The following is a 19,291-nucleotide window of genomic DNA, read 5'->3' on the forward strand; positions in this document are numbered from 1 at the left end:
AAGGCGGGCAATCGTGCTCTCCCGCTCAAGCCTCGGCCGAGAACTGAACCTTCATCGTCGCCGGACTGCCGCCTTTGGCGAAGAACGGCAGCACCTCGCCGAGCGGCAACCGGTGGCTGACCAGCTTCGCCATGGTGCCGTCGTCGCGGCGCAATATCTCCAGCGCCTGCGGAATATTGCGGTTCAGCGAATGCGAGCCGGCTAGCCTGATCTGGCGTCGGAAGATCTCGAATGGCGCGACCGCGATCCGGGCGTCGGGCGCGCAGACGCCGAAGATCAGCGCGGTGCCGCCATCGGCGGTGAGACCGATCATGCCTTCGACCACCGTGGCGACACCGGTGGCGTCGGCGACGAAATCGAAACTTTTCGCCCGCCCCGCCAGGTCCTTCGAACCAGACACCAGCGGCTCCAGCCCGAGCGAGGCGGCGAAGGCGAGGCGCGGTTCGCTGATGTCGGCCACTGCGACCTTCGCCACGCCGCTGGCCTTGAGCGACAGGGCCATCAGCAGGCCGATCGGCCCGGCGCCGAAGACGAGGGCATTGCCGGGCACGTGACTCCCAGCCCCTACCCCGGCCGCGCCAAGGCCGTTGAGCACACAGGCGAGCGGCTCGGCGAGCGCTGCCGTCTCGAAAGCGAGATCGCCGATGGCGTGGAGATGATCGACGGCGACGAGGCTGTATTCGGCAAAGCCGCCATTTTCGGTCACGCCATAGGCTTTCAGCGTGGTGCAGAGGTTGGTCAGGCCTTTGGCGCAGGCAGGGCAATGCCCGCAGGGGATGTTGGGATCGACGGCGACGCGATCGCCCGGCTTCACCGCCGTCACATCCTCGGCGACAGCCTCGATCGTGCCGGCATATTCATGGCCAGGCACCAGCGGGAACGCGCCCGAACCGTAGCGGCCGTGCAGCACATCGATGTCGGTGTGGCAAAGCCCCGCCGCGCGCACCCGTAGCAGAGCGTGGCCGGGCCTGATCGCTGGCATATCGAGCTCCGCCATGCCGGCAACGCCAGCGGCGGCAAATCGGATGGCCTTCATTGTCATCGTCATCTCCCTCTAACCCGTGGCCGATGAACGCCTCAGCTCATCCAGTTGCCGCCGTCGACATTGTAGGTCTGGGCAAGGATGTAATCGCTGTCGGACGAGGCCAGGAACACGGCCAGCCCGGCAATGTCCTGGGGCTGCGCAAAGCGGCCGATCGGCACGGACTTCGCCACCGCGGCCTTCTTCTCGCCGGGCTTCAGGCCTTCCCAGCGGGCGAAATGGGCGTCGACCACCTCCCAATGCTCGCCGTCGACAACGCCGGGCGCAATGGCGTTGACGTTGATGCCGTGCTTGACCAGCGCAAGTGCGGCCGATTGCGTCGCCGAAATAATCGCCGCCTTGGAGGCGCAGTAGAGCGTCACCAGCGCCTCGCCGCGACGGCCGGCCTGGCTCGCCATGTTGATGATCTTGCCGCCACGGCCGCGCGCGATCATCAGATTGGCCACCGCCTTCATCATGAACAGCGGCCCCTTCAGATTGATGTCGAAGACGCGCTCGTAGCTTTGTTCGGTGATGTCGGTGATCGGCGCCATGTCGAAGATCGCCGCGTTGTTGACCAGGATGTCGATGCCGCCGAATTCGCGGTCGACCTCGGTTGCGACACTCTCGATGGCGGCGAGATCGGTGACATCCAGCTTTTTGGCGCTGGCGGCAGGACCGATCTCGGCCGCCGCCCCTGTCGCGCGCTCGATGTCGATGTCGGCGATCACCACGCGCGCGCCTTCGCGTATAAAGGCCTGCGCAAAACCGAGGCCGATGCCGCGCGCGCCCCCGGTGATCAGGGCAGTTTTGTCCTTCAGCTTCATTACAGGTTCCGATTCTTCCGCGTTTCGAAAATGTTTGTCGGGCGCAGACAGTCACCCGGTCCGCTCACGAGGAACGCACGGATCCACCTTTGCTCACGCAACCCTAAACGGAAAACCGCTTACGCTTTGCCGCGAATTGCGCACTTTCGAGCACGCAATTCCGGACGGAAAACCGCAGCGCACTTTTCCTGGAATTGCTTAGGCGGATCCGCGCATCCTCCGGCCGATCGCAAGGGAGTTCTGCGATGGGCCGGATGGCCGGGAGGCAGCGCACGTTCAGCTCCCCGGCTTGCCTTGTCCGGGCCTGTCTATTTGATGTAGCCCGCCTCCTTCATCGTGTTCTCGACGGAGGCCTGGACGCCGTTCAGCGCGTCGTCCACCGACTGCTCGCCGGTGACCGCCGCGGCGATCGCCTGGCCGACCTGCGTGCCGATGCCCTGGAATTCAGGGATGGCGACGAACTGGATGCCGGTATAGGGCACCGGGTCCTTGGTCTGCTTGGTCGGATCGGCGGATTCGATCGCGGCCAGCACGGTCGCCGCGAAGGGTGCTGCCTTCTGGTAGTCCGCGCTGGCATAGGTGGACTTGCGCGTTCCCGGCGGCGCCGCGACCCAGCCCGCGGTCTCGCCGACGCGCTGGACATAGGCTTTCGAGGTCGCCCACTTCACGAAGGACTTCGCCGTATCCGCCTTCTTGGTCGAGGTCGGGATGGCGAGGCTCCAGGCCCAGCCCCAAGCCGACCCGTTGGGCGTGACCGCGACCGGCGCCTTGGCGAAGGCGACCTTGTCGGCGACCTTGCTCTGCTTCGGATCATAGACGCGGCCGGCGGCGGAGGTGGCGTCGATCCACATGGCGCAATGGCCGGAGGCAAACAGCGTCTGGTTCTCGTTGAAGCCGTTCGAGCTGATGCCCGGAGGTCCGTCCTTCTTCATCGTGTCGACATACCAGCCGATCGCCTTCTTCCACGCGTCGGAATTGAGCTGGGGCTTCCAGTCCATGTCGAACCAGCGGCCGCCGAAGGTATTCACCAGCGTGCCGACAAAGGCCATGTTCTCGCCCCAGCCCGGCTTACCGCGCAGGCATAGCCCATACTGCTCCTTCGACTTGTCGGTGAGCTTGCCGGCGAATTCGGTGATCTGGTCGTAGGTCGGCTGCTCCGGCATCTTCAGCCCGGCGGCGTCGAACAGGTCCTTGCGGTATAGCGTGAACGAGCTCTCGGCATAGAACGGCACGGCATAGAGGTTGCCGTCGACGGTCAAGCCGCTGCGCACCGGCGCGATCAGGTCGTCATAGTCATAGTCGGCGCCGAGGTCGTTGAGCGGCGTCAGCCAGCCGGCCTTGCCCCAGATCGGCGTCTCGTAGCCGCCGATGGTCATGACGTCGAACTGGCCGCCCTTGGTCGCGATGTCGGTGGTGACGCGCTCGCGCAGCACGTTCTCTTCCAGCACCACCCAGTTGACCTTGTTGCCGGTCGCCTTTTCCCACTCCGGCGCCAGTTTCTGCATGATGATCATGTCGCCATTGTTGACGGTGGCGACAGTGATTTCCTCGGCGAGCGCAGCGCCCGCCATAAGCGCCGAGGCGGCAGTGGCCGCGGCGAGAATTCCCATAAGCCTACGCATTGGCATTCCGTCTCCTCCTTTACGAATGCGCATGCAAAACTGAACATGCGTGCATATTCTATTGCGGCACGCGACCTGCAGTCAAGCCCCATTTGTGCAGGCGTTTGTCGCCAATCCCTGAAACGATCCCTCCTCTGCACAGAGTGAAAGCCATCAGGCGCATTTCAAAAAGTGAACATACGTATAGTTTGTGTTGACATCTCCGTCGCCGCGATTTACCTCGATCGGAGTCCGGCGCTATCGTGGACTGCCGCGCACCGGCGACGGTCCGGCCGAGGGAGAAGGGATTCCAGGAATGAACCGAGGCGAGATCGCTGTCGAAGCGACCGGGCCGACGATCGTCGCCGGCGAGATCCTGGTCGAGATCATGGCGAGCGAGCGCGGCCTCGGCTTCCTTGAGCCGCTGGCTCTGACCGGCCCTTACCCGAGCGGCGCGCCCGCCATCTTCATCGACCAGGTGGCCAGACTTGGCGGCGGCGCCGGCATCATCGCCTGCGTCGGCGGCGACGATTTCGGGACCATCAACCTCGAACGGCTGCGCCGCGACGGCGTCGACGTCTCGGCCGTCTCGGTCAGCGACCGCTATCCGACGGGCAGCGCCTTCGTGCGCTACAGACCCGACGGCGGCCGCGACTTCGTCTACAACATTGCCGAATCCGCCGCCGGCCGCATCAGCCTGACATCCGAAGCACGACGGCTGGCCGACGGCGCCGGCCATTTGCATGTGATGGGCTCGGCGCTGTCGATTGCCGGGCTGAAGGAGATCGTTGCCTATGCCGCGAAGGCGGTGCGCGCCCGCGGCGGCTCGACCTCGTTCGACCCGAATGTGCGCAAGGAGCTGATCGACGGCGCCGACGGCGCCCATTTCGCCGCGCTGGTCGACGATGCCGACCTCTTGTTGCCCTCCGGCGACGAACTGCTTGCGACGGCCGACGTCGAGGACGAGCGGCAGGCCGTGGCGGCGCTCATCGCGCGCGGTGTCGGCGAGATCGTGCTGAAGCGGGGTGCTGCCGGCTCGACCCGCTTCGGCGCCGACGGCAGCCGCACCGACTGCGCCGGCTTCCTGGTCGAGGAGGTCGACCCGACCGGCGCCGGCGACTGTTTCGGCGCGACCTACCTGACCTGCCGGCGCAAAGGCATCGAGCCCGGCAAGGCGCTGCTCTACGCCAATGCCGCCGGCGCCCTCAACGTCACGCGGCTCGGGCCGATGGAGGGTCTCGCCGGCTTCGACGCGCTCGACCGCTTCATTCTTGGGACAGACCGGGCCGGCACGGACCGGGCGAAATGACGATGACGACCAATCCGCTTCAAGGCCTCGCCGCCGCGCGCCGCAACGGAAAGCCCTACGGCATCACTTCGGTCTGCTCGGCCCATCCGCTGGTCATCCAGGCAGCGATCAGGCGCGCGGTCGCCGACCAGGACGCGGTGCTTTTGATCGAGGCGACCTGCAACCAGGTCAACCAGTTCGGCGGCTACACGGGCATGACGCCTGACCTGTTCGTCGCCTTCGTGCTGGAAATCGCCAGCCGCGATGGGCTGGATGCCTCGCGCATCATCTTCGGCGGCGACCATCTTGGGCCGAATCCGTGGAAGGCCGAGCCGGCCGCGCAAGCGATGAGCAAGGCCGAGGCTATGGTGACGGCCTATGTCTGGGCCGGCTTCAGCAAGATCCATCTCGACGCCTCGATGGGCTGCGCCGGCGAGCCGGCGGCACTCGACGACGAGACCATCGCCACGCGTGCCGCGAGGCTGGCCAAGGCGGTGGAAAAGGCGGCGCGCTCGCGCGGCGGTGCTGCGCCGGTCTACATCATCGGCACCGAGGTGCCGGTGCCCGGCGGCGCCGACCATGCCATCAGCGACCTGAAGCCTACGGAGGCGACCGCCGCGCGCCGCACCATCGACATCCATCGCGAGATATTTGCCCGCGAGCAGCTGGAGGAAGCGTTCGGCCGTGTCATCGCCGTGGTCGTGCAGCCGGGCGTCGAATTCGGCAGCGAGAACGTCGTCGCCTACAGGCCGGAAGCCTCGAAGCCGCTGACCCGATTGCTCGATAGCGAAGTGTCCCTCGTCTACGAGGCGCATTCGACCGACTATCAGAGCCGCGCGGCGCTGACGGCGCTGGTCGCCAACGGCTTTCCCATCCTTAAAGTGGGGCCGGGGCTGACATTCGCGCTGCGCGAGGCGCTCTACGGGCTCGACCTTGTGGCGACGGAGATGGTCGCCGGTTATGGCGAGCGCTCGCTTGCCAGAGCGATGGAAACGCTGATGCTGTCGGCGCCCGGTCATTGGCGCAGCCACTACCACGGCAACGAAAAGCGCCTCTATCTGCAGCGGCATTACAGCTACAGCGACCGCATCCGCTATTACTGGAGCAACCCCGCGGCCAGCGTCGCGGTCGCGCGCCTGCGCGAAGCGCTAAATGGCGTCGCCATTCCCGAAACGCTGATGCGGCAATTCCTGCCGACATTGCCGGGGGAGCTCGGCGCAGTCGGCAATCCCGAGGCGATCCTGCTCGCCGCCATCGATCGCGTGCTTGCCGATTATGGCGCCGCTTGCCACCCCGCCTGACGCTGGACGCTTGCGCTTCCGGCCCTATAATTTAGCCGGATCGAAAATTCGGGCGGAGCAAGACGCATGAGCCTCGGCAAACAGAAACTCGGCGGCCAGGGGCTCGAAGTCTCGGCGATCGGCCTCGGCTGCATGGGCATGAGCCAGGCCTACGGGCCGGCCGACGAGGCGGAGTCGGTCGCGACGATCCACCGGGCGATCGAGCTCGGCTGCAGCTTTCTCGACACGGCCGAGGTCTACGGGCCCTTCGTCAACGAGGAGCTGCTCGGCCGCGCGCTGAAGGGCCGGCGCGATCAGGTGACGATCGCGACGAAGTTCGGCTTCCGCATCGCCGACGGCAAGCAGGCCGGCCTCGACAGCCGGCCCGAGCACATACGCGAGGTGGTCGACGCCTCGCTGCAGCGGCTCGGCACCGACCATATCGACCTGCTCTATCAGCATCGCGTCGACCCCGCCGTGCCGATGGAGGATGTCGCGGGCACGGTCGGCGAGTTGGTCACCGAGGGCAAGGTTCGCTTCTTCGGCCTGTCGGAAGCGGGCATTGCCAACATCCGCCGCGCGCATGCCGTCCATCCGGTCTCGGCGCTGCAGAGCGAATATTCGCTGTGGGAGCGCAACCTCGAACCGGAGATCATCCCGGCGCTGAAGGAGCTGGGCATCGGCCTGGTGCCGTTCGCCCCGCTCGGCCGCGGCTTCCTCGCCGGCGACGTCAGGCGCGCGGAAGACTATCCGGAGGGCGATTTCCGCCGCGGCGACCCGCGCTACCAGGGCGAGAATTTCGACTTGAACGTCGCCGCGGCCGCCACTGTGCGCGACGTCGCCGCGGCAAAAGGCGTCAAGCCCGGCCAGGTCGCCATCGCCTGGCTGCTGGCCAAGGGTCCGGATTTCGGCATCGACATCGTGCCGATCCCCGGCACCAAGCGCCGGACCTATCTGGAAGAGAACGTCGCGGCAGCGGATATCACGCTCGACGCCACCGAGATGCTGGGGCTCGACATGGCGCTGACGCCCGACAAGGTGTCGGGGCCGCGGTATAACGAGCGCACGATGTCGCTGGTGGACCGGTAGGCAATCGCACTACTGAGCTAGCTGAAAACGCCGGCGCGAGGCACCCCCCTCTGCCCTGCCGGGCATCTCCCCCGCAAGGGGGGAGATTGGCGGCTCGAACGCCGGCGCTGTCCTCCCAAGTTGAGTTTGGCGAAGGCCGGCGTGACATCTGATCTCCCCCCTTGCGGGGGAGATGGCCGGCAGGCCAGAGGGGGGTGCGAAGGAACGCGACTTGGCAATCTTAGGAATTGCCCTCACCTGTCGCGCCGCAACCTATTTCTTCTTGCAATCCGTCATCGCCTCCATCGCCTTCCTGGCCTCTCCCTCGCTGGCATACTTCTTCTTGCCGAGATCGACGACGAGCGTGCCGTCGGGCTTCTTCGGCACGATCTCGCATTGCTTCGAGACCGCATCCCTGGCGACCCAGTATTGCTCGGCCGCCATGGCAGGCAGGCTCATGACGCCGGCGGCGAGGATTGCGATGGCGATGGTGCGAACCATGGCGGATCTCCATTGCTCCGGTTGGAACGCAGCGCGGAAGGGCCAGCCGTTTGAGGTGACGCCCGGCACACTGCCATTGGAAAACGCCCTGCCCGCGGCTGTGTTCCGGCGGTTCACCCGCCCGAATGCGGATCGATGCTGTAGGGATGCACCGGATAGCCCGGGCCGATCGCTGCGCTCACACGGTCGATCCAAGTGCCTACTGCCGGATAATCGGCAAGCGAGAACCCGCAATCCTCGGCGCGGTGGCCGTAGGCATAGACGGCGATGTCGGCGATGGTGAGCGCATTGCCGACCAGGAATTGCGTGTCGGCCAAGCTGCGCTCCAGCGCGCCAAGTGCCCGCACGCCCGCCTCGCGCTTGCCGGCAACCAGCGCCTGGTTGCGCTCCAGCCGACCGGTCAGCGTCCAGAAGCGCAGCGAGCCGATGACCGGCTCGACATAATACTGCTCGAAGAACAGCCACTGCATCACCTTGGCGCGAAGAAGCCGGTCCGACGGCAGGTAGGGCGTGCCCTCCGCGACGCAGACGAGGATCGCGTTGGACTCTGCGATCGCCTGGCCATTCTCCACGGCGAGCACCGGAACGGCGCCCGCCGGGTTGAGCTTCAGGAAGGCCTCCGTGTGGCTCTCGCCCTCGAAGATCGAGACCATGCGGGTTTCATAGGCCACGCCGAGCAGGCCGAGCAGGACGCGAATTTTCCAGGCATTTTGCGACGGTAGGTAATCGTAGAGCGTGAGCATGGCCGGTCCCTCAATTGGCTAGGAATGCTTCGCATGGGGTGGTGGAATGCGCCACCCGATTCAGGCATTCGTGATACCAACACCCAGAAGTCGGCGCGAGGCACCCCCCTCTGCCCTGCCGGGCATCTCCCCCGCAAGGGGGGAGATTGGCGGTTCGCAGGCCGGCTCCCATTCTCCCTCGTTGGAGATTGGCGAAGGCCGGCGCGACATCTGATCTCCCCCCTTGCGGGGGAGATGGCCGGCAGGCCAGAGGGGGGTGTGACGGAGCTCGACCTACGGCACCTTCGTGAACCCTCACCGCCCCGCAATATCCCTCGCCACCGCCTGCGCTTCGATGCCGATCTCGCGCAGCAGGCCGGTGACCGGATTGTAGAAGCCGACGAGATAGACGCCGAGCTCGGTCGCGCGGGCGTTCACGCCGCTCTTGCCCGGCCAAAGCTCCGACGGCAGGAAGCCGTCATAGGCCGGACGGTAGCCGGTGGCGAAAATCACCGCGTCGAATTTCTTCTCCACGCCGTCGGCGAATTTCACGCCATCCGCGGTGAAGCTTGCGATATCGGGCGCAATGCCGATCCGGCCGGCCTTGATCGCCGCCACCGTGCCGATATCGATCATCGGAATGCGTCCCGCATCGATCTGGGCGAGGATGCCCTCTCTCGGGCGCACGATGCCGTATTTCTCCAGACGGCCCAGCGCCAGGTCGAGGATTTTCGGGAACATCCAGTCGTTGAGCGCCTGCGGCATCGTCCGGCTGGCGATGCCAACCATCTGGATCGGCACGCCGAAGAGTTGGCGCGGCACGATGTGGACACCCTTGCGCACCGAGATGGTGGGCCTGGCGCCGCTTTCGGCAAGGTCGAGCGCGATCTCGGCGCCTGTATTGCCCATGCCGATGACCAGCACATCCTTGCCGGCATAGGGTGCTGCCTCGGTGTAGGCGGCGCTGTGCAGCACCTTGCCCTTGAAGGCCTCGATGCCTGGGAAGGCCGGCGTGATCGGCTGGGCATTGTTGCCGGTGGCGATGACCACCTTGCGGGCGTTGAAAGGACCAGCATCGGTCTCGACCAGGAGTTTCCCGCCCTCGCGGCGGATGGATTTCACCGTGACGCCGAAGCGCGGCTTCAGCCCGAAGCGCTCGGCATAGGCATCGAGATAATCGACCACCTTCTCGCGCGGCACATAACGGGGGTGAGTTTTCGGGAACGGCGCGAAAGGCAGCGAGGAGAAGGATTTCACCGTGTGCAGATGCAGCCGCCGGTAATGCCGCCGCCAGGACGGTGCCACCTCATTGGCCTTTTCGAGGATTACGAAGTCCTGCCCCGCCTGTTTCAGGCAGGCGGCGGCGGCGAGCCCAGCCGGGCCGGCGCCGACAATGACGACATTGGTGTCCAAACGCCTTTCCTCCCGCCAAAGCGGCAAAAACTATGACGGGAGGTGTGCAAGGGACAAGTGGGTGAAAACACCTACAGCGAGGCGGCGCGGCGCTACTCCATCGCGCGCGGCGCCTCGGGCTCGTCCTCGGGCGGTTCGAGGATCTCGATCAGTTTCGCCACGCGGGTGCCGGGCATGGCGTGGCCTTCATTGACCAGCGCCTCGTCGGCGCCGATCCAGGCGAAGGCCTCGCGCAGCTCTTCAAGACTGGCACCGGTGAGCGCGATGTCGGCGATGACGGCCTCGTCGACCGGTCCAAGCACGGAAATGATGTCGTTGCGGGTCATCTTCTCCTCCCCCGTCGGCAGGAATGATTGCTCAAGCAAACGGCTGACGGGTGAAGCGGGTTCCGAAAATCCGTGGCCGGCTTCTTCCGAACGAGGCCCGATGCTATGGCTCGCTCCATGAAGACCGCTCTCCTCCTCTTCGCCGCCCTGCTCCTGTCCACGCCGGCAAGCGCCGACTGGAAGCCCATCGAGAAGATCGAGACCTATGCCGTCTCAGGCCAGAGCGCGGAGCAGCTCTATCTCTCGATCGGCGAAAAAGGGCCGGCGGTCGGCACGGCCGGCAACGAGCGGCGTGTCATTGCGCATACTTTCTTCAAGCTGACCTGGCAGCGCGACTACCAGCCGCAAGGCGAGACCTGCGTGCTGAAGACGGCGCGGCCGAGGCTGATCATCACCTACACGCTGCCCAAGCCGGCGGGAAAACTCAGCCCCGCCTTGCAGGCGCGCTGGGATGCCTTCGCCGCCGGGCTGATCGCGCATGAGAAGGTGCACGGCGCTGACATCATCGACATGGTGGACAAGATCATTGCCTTCAGCACCGGCCTCACCGCCCAGAACGACCCCGGCTGCAAGAAGGTCAGGGCGGAGCTGACGCAATATCTCGACCAGCTCTCCAAGGCGCAGCGCCAGGGCAGCCGCAACTTCGACAAGGTCGAATTCGGGAAGGATGGCAACATGCTGAAGCTGATCGCGGCGTTTCTGGGCGGGGGCTAGCGGACCTGCGCCAACATCGCAGCGTCGCGGATGGCTCGCACGGCGCGAATTGGTGACGGATAGCCAGAGATAAAACCCTCGACTGAGGAGCCGGGCGAATTTGGCGCGCAGTCGGGCCGCGAGGGCAGCGGCCTCGGCGCCGTCACCCAGCGTGGCATGAACAAGCATCAGGAAGATCGACACGTGCGGAGAATCCGGCAAGCTCAGCCGCAGCGCCGCTGTGCTTTCCCGGTGCCGGCCGGTCGCGAACAGGACGCGACCCTGGATGCAGAAATACCAGAGCGGCGTGCGGCTCGATATCTGCGATCTGCCAGCCGGAGAAACCCTGCCGCGCCGTCCCGGCGTCTTCGGCCTTTTCGGCCTTTTCGCCACGTGGCACGAGCAAGCCCGCCTCCGCGAGGAGCTGGGCTCAGGGCGCTCGATACGCCATATTCCAACCGGCGATCGGCCTGACGAGGTGCGGAAGGAATTGGCGAAGCCGTTCTGGCGCCAGCAGCCGTAGCAATTCAGCAAAATATCAGCAGCAGTTCAGGACAAATAAGCCCTGTCGCCGCAAAGCTTGCGCTTCGATCACCATGACGAGCACCTGGAGGTTGGTCATGAACATCAAGGCTGACGCGCCGTTCCCACCCGCCCAACTGGCACGAGAGGAATTGCTTCGTTTCCTCTCGACCGGCTTTGCCGGCCCATGCTTCGGCGAGACCAACGAGATTCTGAGCTACCTCGAACAGGTGGCGTCCAGCAGACCATCGACCGACGCGTCCGTCGGACACTCCCTGCCTCGGCCTCGCCTTCTCGGCTTCTTTTCCCGCCTGCGCCTGTTTCCGGCTTGACCTCGACCCGCATTTGCCGTTCCCATGAACGGTGCGCAATGAGGCGCGGCGATGAGGCAGCGGGTTGGCGCTACGGATCGGCGGCGCGGTTCTCGATCTTGACCGGGGTACGCTCCGGCGTGACGGCCAGATCGTGCCGGTCCGGCCAAAGACCTTCGAGCTGCTCGCCTTCCTGACGCGCAATCCCGGACGGGTGCTGAGCAAGGAGGAATTGCTCCAGGCAGTCTGGCCGGGGATCATCGTCTCCGAAGACTCGCTCACCCAATCCATCCACGACGCCCGTAAATCCATAGGCGACGAGGCGCAGATGCTGATCAGCACCGTTTCGCGCCGAGGTTATATCTTCCATGCGCCCGACAACCAGGCAGTGCCGGCTGCGGCTGCCGAAGTGCCGGTTTCCGGGGCCGAACCGATGGTCGCCGTCCTGCCGTTCCGTGTCGACCACACCGACGCCACCGCCAGGGCGCTGTTCGACGGGGCGGTCGAGGAAATCACCAACGCGCTCTCCTACTTCAAGACGATTGCCGTGCTTGCGCGCCATTCGGCATTCGCGCTGGCCGCTCACTCGAGCGAGGACGTCAGGGCAACCGCCAAGCGCCTCGGAGCCGACTATGTCGCCGAAGGCACCGTCGAGGCCGCCGACAAGGACTACAGCGCCCGCGTGGTGCTCACCGAGACGGCATTGGGCCGACGCGTCTGGGCGCAGACGTTCAACTTCCCCAAAGACGAAATCTTCGCCTTCCAGACGATGCTGGCGCAACGCATCGTGACGGCGCTGGTCGCCAATATCGAAAGCGCGGTGATGCGGCGCGGCCTGCCCGCGGCTGCAACCAATATCGAAGCCTATCTGCATTTCCTGCGCGGGAAGGAGCTGCTGCGCAGCTATGGCGAACGGGTCAACCAGGATGCGCGCCAGCATTTCCTCAAAGCCATCGAGCTCGATCCTCGTTCTGGCCTGGCGAACGCCTATCTGGCGCTTGCAGATGTCATCATCGGCGGCTATGCCGATGCGCCGCGCGCCGTGCTCGACCAGGCGCGGGACCGCGCGCTGCACGCAATCGCGCTCAGCCCCGACGAGGCGCGGTGCCACCGCATGCTGGCGCTAATTCTGCTCTACCGGGGCCGCGACGAATACGACGCCGCCGAAAAACACTTCGCCCGCGCGCTCGATCTCAATCCCTATGACGCCGACACGCTGGCCCAAACCGGCTTTTTTCCGCGCCCTACGCGGCGACGGCGAGGCTGGGCTCGCGCTGCTCGACAAGGCCGTCCAGCTCAATCCCATGCACCCGACCTGGTACTATTACGACCGAGGCGAAGCCCTGCTGGCGCTCGGGCGGTATCAGGAAGCGGCCGCGTCCTTCTCCTGCCTGCCCCGCAAGGGCGCCCGGCAATGGGCGCGGCTGGCCGCATGCCACGCATTTGCCAGCGACCACGGGAAGGCGCTGGCCTGCGTCACGGAAGGTCGCGCCCTGGAGCCAGACCTCACCATCGCCCAGATCGTCCGGAACATGCGCATGGAACGCGAAGAAGACCGCGAACGACTCCGTCGCGGGCTCGAGCTCGCCGGCTGGGACACGGCCATCTAAGCATGCCCGGGCTTTCCCTAGAAGCTGATCTCCACCGCCGCGGCACTTCGCCTGGCCTCGCCGTGGAACACCGCCTCGACGTTGTTGCCGTCGGGATCGAGCAGGAAGCAGGCGTAATAGCCGGGGTGGTAACGGCGCTCACCGGGCGCGCCATTGTCCTTGCCGCTGGCGGCGAGCCCCGCCTGGTAGAAGGCGTCGACCATGGCGCGGTCCTTCGCCTGGAAGGCGAAATGGTGGCGTCCGGTGAGCGCGCCTAGCGCCGCGCGGCTGTCGACGCTGGAGATGAACAATTCGTCGGCCCAGAAGTAATCATCCGCCTCGCCGCCGATCGGGATGCCGAGCACCTCGAAGATGGCGCCATAGAAGCGCCGGCTGGCCGGGAGGTCCCGCACCACAAGCTGGATGTGGTCGATGAGCCGGCCGCGATAGAGTTCCATGGGGTGACGCCTCCTCCTGGTTGCTGCGGCTCAATCTAGAAGGGCGCACAGTCCGGTCAATGCGGGGTCTTGCAGGCTGCTGACAGTTGGAGACGCTGGCGTAGAGTGCTGACTTCTCAGGCAATCGACGACCGACCCCCTAAAAAAAATCCGAATAAGAAATGCAACCAGATTGTAGGATCGGCTCCCGCCCCGGCGTCCTTCGGACGCAAACGGCCCGGTGGACTGGAAAAACCGTGCCGCATCAAACAGGATGCCTTACGGCATGGGAGAAGAACCATGAACCATTCCTATCGTTGGGTCATCGTCGCGGCGGGCGCGCTGATGACCTGCGTGGCGCTCGGCGCAATGTTTTCGCTGGCGATCTTTCTGGAGCCGATGTCGCTCGACACCAACTGGTCGCGCACCGGCATTTCCAGCGCCATGACCCTGAACTTCCTGGTGATGGGCCTCGGCGGCTTCGCCTGGGGCGCGGTCTACGACCGGGTCGGCGCCCGGCCCGTGGTGCTTGCGGGCGCGGTGCTGCTTGGGCTGTCGCTGGTGGTGGCCAGCCGCGCCACGTCGCTGCTGGTCTTCCAGCTCAGCTACGGCGTCATCGTCGGGCTGGCGGCCAGCGCCTTCTTCGCGCCGATGATCGCGCTCACCACCGCCTGGTTCGACACCAACCGCAGCCTTGCCGTGTCGCTGGTCTCGGCCGGCATGGGTGTGGCGCCGATGACCATCTCGCCCTTCGCCCGCTGGCTGATCACGGCCTATGACTGGCGCACGGCCATGTTCGATATCGGCATCATGGCCTGGGTGCTTCTGCTGCCCGCCGTCTTCCTGGTGCGCCAGCCGCCGGCGGCGGTCGCAGCCGCCGATGGCACGCCGGCGCCCGTCGCCGACGATCCCGGCATGAGTGTCGGCCAGGCGCTGCGCTCGCCGCAATTCATCGTGCTGGGCTTGACCTTCTTCGCCTGCTGCGCTGCGCATTCGGGCCCGATCTTCCACATGGTGAGCTATGCCATGTCCTGCGGCGTCGCGCCGATGGCGGCCGTGTCGATCTACAGCGTCGAGGGTCTCGCCGGCCTTGGCGGGCGCGTGCTTTATGGCGTGCTCGGCGACCGGCTGGGCGTCAAGCCGGTGCTGGTCACCGGGCTCGCCATCCAGGGGCTGGTGATCGCGGCCTACCTCGCGGTCGGCAATCTGGAGCAGTTCTACCTTCTGGCCATCATCTTCGGCGCCACCTATGGCGGCGTGATGCCGCTCTACGCCGTGCTGGCCCGCGAATATTTCGGCCTGCGCATCATCGGCACCATCCTTGGCGCGGCCACGATGCTCTCAAGCCTCGGCATGTCGTTCGGGCCTTTAGCCGGCGGCATGATCTACGATGCCTATGCCAGCTATCACTGGCTGTTCATCGGCTCGGCGCTGATCGGTCTCGGCGCCGCCGGTATCGCCATCGCCTTCCCGCCGCAGCCGAGCCGGCAGAAGCTGCAGGCGGCGTAGATAGCACCGCCGATCTCCCCTTGCGGGCCTTTGCGGGGGGAGATTGCGCACCCTTATGGCGCCGGCACCCCTTCGAGGGCTATGATGCGCGTGTGGGCGCAGCGGAAGCGGAGTTGCTTCAGCCGCTCATACTCCGGCGAGTCGTACCAGGCGGTGAGCGCGGCCATGTCGGGAAATTCGATGATGACCAGGCGGTGCGGCTCCCAATCGCCCTCCAGCACCCGGGTGGCGCCGCCGCGCGCGAGATAGCGCCCGCCATGGCGAGCTTCGGTCGCCGGGACCTCGCGTCTGTATTCTTCGAACATGGTGGAGTCCGTGACATCGACATCGGCAATCAGATAGGCGGCCATTTCTTGTCCTCCTTCTCAATCGTCTTCCGGATCATCAGGGTCGGACCCCATGGCCGAGGAAGAACCCCAACGGCTTCTCGATCCCCATCGGGCGCGAAATCCTCGGGCGTCGTCGTGCGTCGCTGCCCGCCGCTGCAAATCCTTGTTCTCGATAGGCGGATCGCCAAACGCCGTCGGAAGGGAGTTACTTTATATTAGCGCTCACTCATATCAAGGCCAGACCGAAGCCACGAATTCCATTTGCGGGATGGGGGCTAGTATGAAACTCTGCGCCAAGACGCTGCACGTGAAATGCCGGCCAGGCCGGCGCGATCCATCGTTCGGGGACATTGCAGTGACCGCAGGCTTGGAAGCAGAAGAAGCCAGGGGGTGGTCCAACCTGCTGGTCGCGGCGGAGAAAGGCGACGCCGCGGCAGTGCGCTCCGAGCTTGCAGCCGGAGCGGACATCAACCAGACCGACGAAGGCGGCTGGTCGGCGCTGCACCTTGCCGCGCACAATGCCCGCATGGCGGCGCTCGAAATCCTGGTCGCGCACCCGGCGATCGACGTCAATTCGAGGAACAAGTGGAAGAGCACGCCCCTGAGCCTAGCCTCGGCCAAGGGGCACTACGACTGCATCCAGACACTGGTGAGACACCCCGAAATCGATATCGATGCCCGCGCCGATTACTATGGCAGGACGGCGCTGATCGAGGCGGCAAGGACCGGGCATCTCGATGTCGTCAAGTTGCTGGTCGAGCGTGGCGCGGACGTCAATCTGGCCGACAAGACAGGCCGCAACAGCGCGCTGATCGAGGCCATCAAGGGACGGCACTACGAGGTGGCGCAGTATCTGCTGGCGTCCCGCAAGGTGAACTTCCTCAACAAGGACATGCGGCTCAATGCGCTGATCTGGGCCGGCAGCACACGCAACGCCGAACTCATCGAGAAACTGGACGCCGCGATCCACGCTTTCTTCGAAGGCAAGTGAGCGCAAGGCGGCGACAATTCGGCCGCGCACGATCCCGACCGGCCTCAGGCCGACAGGTTGTTGTCCATCATCATTGCCGTTTCACCGGATCCGTCCGAGGGCGCGGTATCGACCGCCGTCGCCCGCCGCTTCCAGGCGGTCAGCGCGATCACCAGCGCGCAGCAGAGGGCGTTCAGCCAGCCAGCATCGGGTCATCGAGATTGACGCCGGCATAAAGGCCGGTGGTGGCGTTGGGGCCGGTCCATAGCAGCCAGGTGGTGTAGGAAATCGCCGAGGCGCCATTCTCGTCGCGGGCCACGCGAATGATCTGCGGCAGATAGGAGACCAGGCGCAGGCCGTTGAAGACGGTGAATAGATAGAACGACAGATCGCCATGCGTCATTCGCGCATCTCTTGAGCCAGCCGGGAGTCGGGATACAGGACAATCAACCGTCAACCTGTGAGACACTTCACATGGAGCCGGGTCGCCTACCCGGCCCCCGTCCCCGTGCGCACGGCCTCGCGGTCGTTATCGTCGCGCCGGAGCCGCTCGTCGGAGATCAGCACCACCGGGGATGGGCTGCGCCGCAACACAGACGTCGTCGTCTCGCCGAAGATGAGCTCGTCGCCCTGGCGCCGCGCCACGCCCATGACGATCAACGCCACGCTCCTGCCGGCCTGGCGGGCAATGGCATCGGCGGCGGCGGCCCTCGAGCGGATGGCGGTCTCGATCTCGACGCCGTAGCGATCGGCAAGCGCGACGATGTCCTTCAGCACCGCTTCCCTGCGGCGATGCGAGACGGTGTCGCGCGGCTCGTCGCGGCCAACCCTGGCGACATAGAGCATCTTGACCGGCGCGCCGGTGACGGCGGCGATGGCCAAAGCCAGCTCGGCGCCGCGACGCGCAACCGCGGTGCCGTTGACCGGCACCAGTATCTTGCCCGATCCCGGGCCGAGCCGAGGCATCTGGCGGCCGGCGGCTGCCGGCTTCACCACGAGGCAGAGCGGCCCGTCAAAGGCGCTGGCGACTTCGTTCAGCCGATGCGAGAAGCCGCCCTTGGAGGTGACCGCGCGGCCGAGGCCGACGAGCAGCATGCCGTAGCCCTTGCGCGCCTCCCTGGCGACCGCGTCGGCCGAAAGCTCCTCATGCTGGCGGCGGGTGACCGGCGCTTCTCGCACCGGCGCCTCGTCGCCCTTCTTCGCCGCCTCGCGGCTGTCTTCCGCACCCTTCTCGATTTCCTCCAGATGCAGGCCTTCGGTCGGCTCGACATCGGTTTCGCCGCTGGAATGCAGCACGGTCGTCGGCTTGCCGGCGCCGATGACGCCGGCAAGATAGGCGGCGAAGCGGCCGACGACGCCCTCGTCGACCACGACCAGAAGCCGCTCCAGATTGGCGACGAAGCCGCGCTGGTCGATTTCCTCGCGCTCCAGGCGCTTCTTCTCGTTCTCGCCGATCGGCAGGCGGCGCAGCGCCCAGCGCAATGTCGGCGGCATGACCAAGGTGGTGATGACGGCCATGGTGAGGATCATGGTGAAGAGGTTGTGCGAGAGCACGCCCATCGACAGGCCTATCGAGGCGACAATGACCTCCGTGGAACCACGCGCGTTCATGCCGCAGCCGACCGCAATGCCCTCGGCGCGGCTCATGCCGGCGACTTCCGCGCCGATGAAGGCGCCACCGAACTTGCCGATGCTGGCGATGACGACCAGCGCGACGGTGAGCAGCGCGAGCTCAGGGTCGACCAGCACGGTGAGATCGGCCGACAGGCCGGCGACACCGAAGAACACCGGCATGAAGAGGGCCGTGATGATGCCTCGCAACTGTCCTTCGATGTGGCGCGACAGGATCGGCGACTCGCCCACCAATATGCCGGCGACGAAAGCGCCGAGCACGGTGTGGACGCCGATCAGGTCGGTGATCAGAGCCATCGCGCCCATGATGGCGAGGATGACGGTGACCACCGCATATTCCGAGCGGAAGGTGTCGTTGGTCCAGCGGATGGCGTCGAAGACGATGCGGCGCCCAAGCGTGAAGGAAAACGCCATGAAGGCGGCAACGCCGAGGATGGTGAAGGCCAGGCCACCGATCTCGATCCGCCCCCTGGTGGCGATGCCGATGGTGATGGCGATGATCACCCAGCCGATCGTGTCCTCGATGATCGCCGAGGAGACGATGATCTGGCCGAGGTCGCGGCGCATGAAGTTCATGTCGCGCACCACCATGGCGACGATCTTGACCGAGGAGATGGAGAGCGCGGTGCCAAGGAACAGCCCGGCGACAATACGCTCGCTGCCTGCTGCAAGCAGCGAATCCGGCATGAACTGGGCGGCGGTGAAGCCAAGCATGAAGGGCAAGGCCACGCCCGCGGCGGAGATGGAAAAACAAGCGCGGCCGACACGGCGCACCAGCCGCAGATCCGTTTCCATGCCGGTGAGCAGAAGCAACATCAAAACGCCGAGCTGGGCGATGGCGTTGATCATCGACTTTTGCGACGGATCGCCGGCGAAGATCAGCCGCTCGGCCGTCGGCCAAACCCAGCCGAGCAGCGAAGGGCCGAGCAGGATACCGCCGATCAGCTGTCCCATCACCGCCGGTTGGCCGAGCGATTCCAGCACCTCGCCGATGCCGCGACCGACGACCAGAAGCAGGATCAGCTCGGCGACGAAGATGCCTTCGCCGGACATGCCGGTTTTCCCGGCGGCGAAGGCGACGGCAGGCATGAGGGTCAGCGCCACCGCTCCAAGCGCGACCCAGACCGACAGCGACCTGCGCCGATTGAGCATGTTGGACAAATTATGCACCCCTCATTCCTTGCGTCCGCATAACGGTTTGGCGCGAGGATCGGTTGCACGCCGGTTCGGACGGTGAAAATGTCTCGAAGAC

General features: G+C 65.7%; 20 protein-coding genes and 1 pseudogene. 10 read left to right on the plus strand and 11 right to left on the minus strand.

What is annotated here, in order from left to right; genetic code table 11:
- Window positions 1-25: 25 nt before the first annotated feature.
- From RFM98_RS09135 to RFM98_RS09145, 3 genes are all read right to left on the minus strand, one after another.
- A complete protein-coding gene (locus RFM98_RS09135) occupies window positions 26-1,036 on the minus strand; it encodes a zinc-dependent alcohol dehydrogenase family protein (protein ID WP_320308590.1) in 1,011 nt (336 codons plus the stop codon).
- A 41-nt stretch (window positions 1,037-1,077) separates the two neighbouring features.
- Complete coding sequence (locus tag RFM98_RS09140; RefSeq protein ID WP_320308549.1) at window positions 1,078-1,848, minus strand: L-iditol 2-dehydrogenase; 771 nt, start codon at window positions 1,846-1,848, stop codon at window positions 1,078-1,080.
- 308 nt (window positions 1,849-2,156) lie between these two features.
- Window positions 2,157-3,470, minus strand: coding sequence for an ABC transporter substrate-binding protein (locus RFM98_RS09145; RefSeq protein WP_320308591.1), 1,314 nt, complete (start codon window positions 3,468-3,470; stop codon window positions 2,157-2,159).
- A gap of 295 nt (window positions 3,471-3,765) precedes the next feature.
- On the opposite strand from RFM98_RS09145, the gene RFM98_RS09150 reads away from it, so the two are divergent.
- The 3 genes from RFM98_RS09150 (at window position 3,766) to RFM98_RS09160 (ending at window position 7,106) form a co-directional block, all read left to right on the plus strand.
- Window positions 3,766-4,758 carry a tagatose kinase gene (locus tag RFM98_RS09150; protein WP_320308550.1) on the plus strand — a complete coding sequence of 331 codons (993 nt, stop codon included), beginning with the start codon at window positions 3,766-3,768 and terminating at the stop codon, window positions 4,756-4,758.
- On the plus strand, window positions 4,755-6,038 hold the full coding sequence (locus tag RFM98_RS09155) for a D-tagatose-bisphosphate aldolase, class II, non-catalytic subunit (protein ID WP_430682274.1): 1,284 nt from the start codon (window positions 4,755-4,757) through the stop codon (window positions 6,036-6,038). Before RFM98_RS09150 ends, RFM98_RS09155 begins: the two co-directional genes overlap by 4 nt.
- 66 nt (window positions 6,039-6,104) lie before the next feature.
- Entirely contained in the window at window positions 6,105-7,106 is a 1,002-nt protein-coding gene (locus RFM98_RS09160) for an aldo/keto reductase (RefSeq protein ID WP_320308551.1), read from the plus strand.
- A 252-nt stretch (window positions 7,107-7,358) separates the two neighbouring features.
- Here the strand turns inward: RFM98_RS09160 and RFM98_RS09165 are convergent, their stop codons facing one another.
- From RFM98_RS09165 to RFM98_RS09180, 4 genes are all read right to left on the minus strand, one after another.
- Window positions 7,359-7,586 (minus strand): hypothetical protein, encoded by a 228-nt coding sequence (locus RFM98_RS09165; RefSeq protein WP_320308552.1) that lies wholly within the window; start codon window positions 7,584-7,586, stop codon window positions 7,359-7,361.
- 113 nt (window positions 7,587-7,699) lie between these two features.
- The gene (locus RFM98_RS09170; RefSeq protein ID WP_320308553.1) at window positions 7,700-8,329 is read right to left on the minus strand and encodes a glutathione S-transferase family protein; all 630 of its coding nucleotides are present in this window, start codon (window positions 8,327-8,329) and stop codon (window positions 7,700-7,702) included.
- A 294-nt stretch (window positions 8,330-8,623) separates the two neighbouring features.
- On the minus strand, window positions 8,624-9,721 hold the full coding sequence (locus RFM98_RS09175; RefSeq protein WP_320308554.1) for a flavin-containing monooxygenase: 1,098 nt from the start codon (window positions 9,719-9,721) through the stop codon (window positions 8,624-8,626).
- 92 nt (window positions 9,722-9,813) lie between these two features.
- Window positions 9,814-10,047: a hypothetical protein gene (locus RFM98_RS09180; protein WP_320308555.1), complete on the minus strand. Its 234-nt coding sequence runs from the start codon at window positions 10,045-10,047 to the stop codon at window positions 9,814-9,816.
- A gap of 117 nt (window positions 10,048-10,164) precedes the next feature.
- Between RFM98_RS09180 and RFM98_RS09185 the strand changes: the two genes are divergently transcribed.
- From RFM98_RS09185 to RFM98_RS09205, 5 genes and pseudogenes are all read left to right on the plus strand, one after another.
- Complete coding sequence (locus tag RFM98_RS09185) at window positions 10,165-10,761, plus strand: DUF922 domain-containing Zn-dependent protease (protein WP_320308556.1); 597 nt, start codon at window positions 10,165-10,167, stop codon at window positions 10,759-10,761.
- Between the two features lie 265 nt (window positions 10,762-11,026).
- Window positions 11,027-11,263, plus strand: coding sequence for a hypothetical protein (locus RFM98_RS09190; RefSeq protein ID WP_320308557.1), 237 nt, complete (start codon window positions 11,027-11,029; stop codon window positions 11,261-11,263).
- Between the two features lie 97 nt (window positions 11,264-11,360).
- Window positions 11,361-11,594, plus strand: coding sequence for a hypothetical protein (locus RFM98_RS09195; protein ID WP_320308558.1), 234 nt, complete (start codon window positions 11,361-11,363; stop codon window positions 11,592-11,594).
- A 193-nt stretch (window positions 11,595-11,787) separates the two neighbouring features.
- Window positions 11,788-11,880, plus strand: a pseudogene (locus tag RFM98_RS31365) (winged helix-turn-helix domain-containing protein); the annotation flags it as partial.
- An 895-nt stretch (window positions 11,881-12,775) separates the two neighbouring features.
- Window positions 12,776-13,183, plus strand: coding sequence for a hypothetical protein (locus RFM98_RS09205; RefSeq protein ID WP_320308560.1), 408 nt, complete (start codon window positions 12,776-12,778; stop codon window positions 13,181-13,183).
- Between the two features lie 17 nt (window positions 13,184-13,200).
- Here RFM98_RS09205 and RFM98_RS09210 read toward each other — a convergent pair whose 3' ends face one another.
- Window positions 13,201-13,620 carry a VOC family protein gene (locus RFM98_RS09210; RefSeq protein ID WP_320308561.1) on the minus strand — a complete coding sequence of 140 codons (420 nt, stop codon included), beginning with the start codon at window positions 13,618-13,620 and terminating at the stop codon, window positions 13,201-13,203.
- 279 nt (window positions 13,621-13,899) lie between these two features.
- Here RFM98_RS09210 and RFM98_RS09215 point away from each other — a divergent pair, with 279 nt between their 5' ends.
- A complete protein-coding gene (locus RFM98_RS09215; protein WP_320308562.1) occupies window positions 13,900-15,108 on the plus strand; it encodes an MFS transporter in 1,209 nt (402 codons plus the stop codon).
- Window positions 15,109-15,161: 53 nt separating this feature from the next.
- Here the strand turns inward: RFM98_RS09215 and RFM98_RS09220 are convergent, their stop codons facing one another.
- Window positions 15,162-15,458 carry a DUF1330 domain-containing protein gene (locus RFM98_RS09220; RefSeq protein ID WP_320308563.1) on the minus strand — a complete coding sequence of 99 codons (297 nt, stop codon included), beginning with the start codon at window positions 15,456-15,458 and terminating at the stop codon, window positions 15,162-15,164.
- A gap of 334 nt (window positions 15,459-15,792) precedes the next feature.
- Here RFM98_RS09220 and RFM98_RS09225 point away from each other — a divergent pair, with 334 nt between their 5' ends.
- Window positions 15,793-16,428, plus strand: a complete 636-nt coding sequence (locus RFM98_RS09225) for an ankyrin repeat domain-containing protein (protein WP_320308564.1) — start codon at window positions 15,793-15,795, stop codon at window positions 16,426-16,428.
- A 172-nt stretch (window positions 16,429-16,600) separates the two neighbouring features.
- Here the strand turns inward: RFM98_RS09225 and RFM98_RS09230 are convergent, their stop codons facing one another.
- Window positions 16,601-16,810, minus strand: coding sequence for a hypothetical protein (locus tag RFM98_RS09230; protein ID WP_320308565.1), 210 nt, complete (start codon window positions 16,808-16,810; stop codon window positions 16,601-16,603).
- A gap of 86 nt (window positions 16,811-16,896) precedes the next feature.
- Window positions 16,897-19,128 (minus strand): cation:proton antiporter domain-containing protein, encoded by a 2,232-nt coding sequence (locus RFM98_RS09235; RefSeq protein WP_430682283.1) that lies wholly within the window; start codon window positions 19,126-19,128, stop codon window positions 16,897-16,899.
- Window positions 19,129-19,291: the final 163 nt, after the last annotated feature.

Origin of the sequence: Mesorhizobium australafricanum (genome assembly GCF_033977265.1) — a bacterium.
Lineage (GTDB): Bacteria > Pseudomonadota > Alphaproteobacteria > Rhizobiales > Rhizobiaceae > Mesorhizobium > Mesorhizobium australafricanum.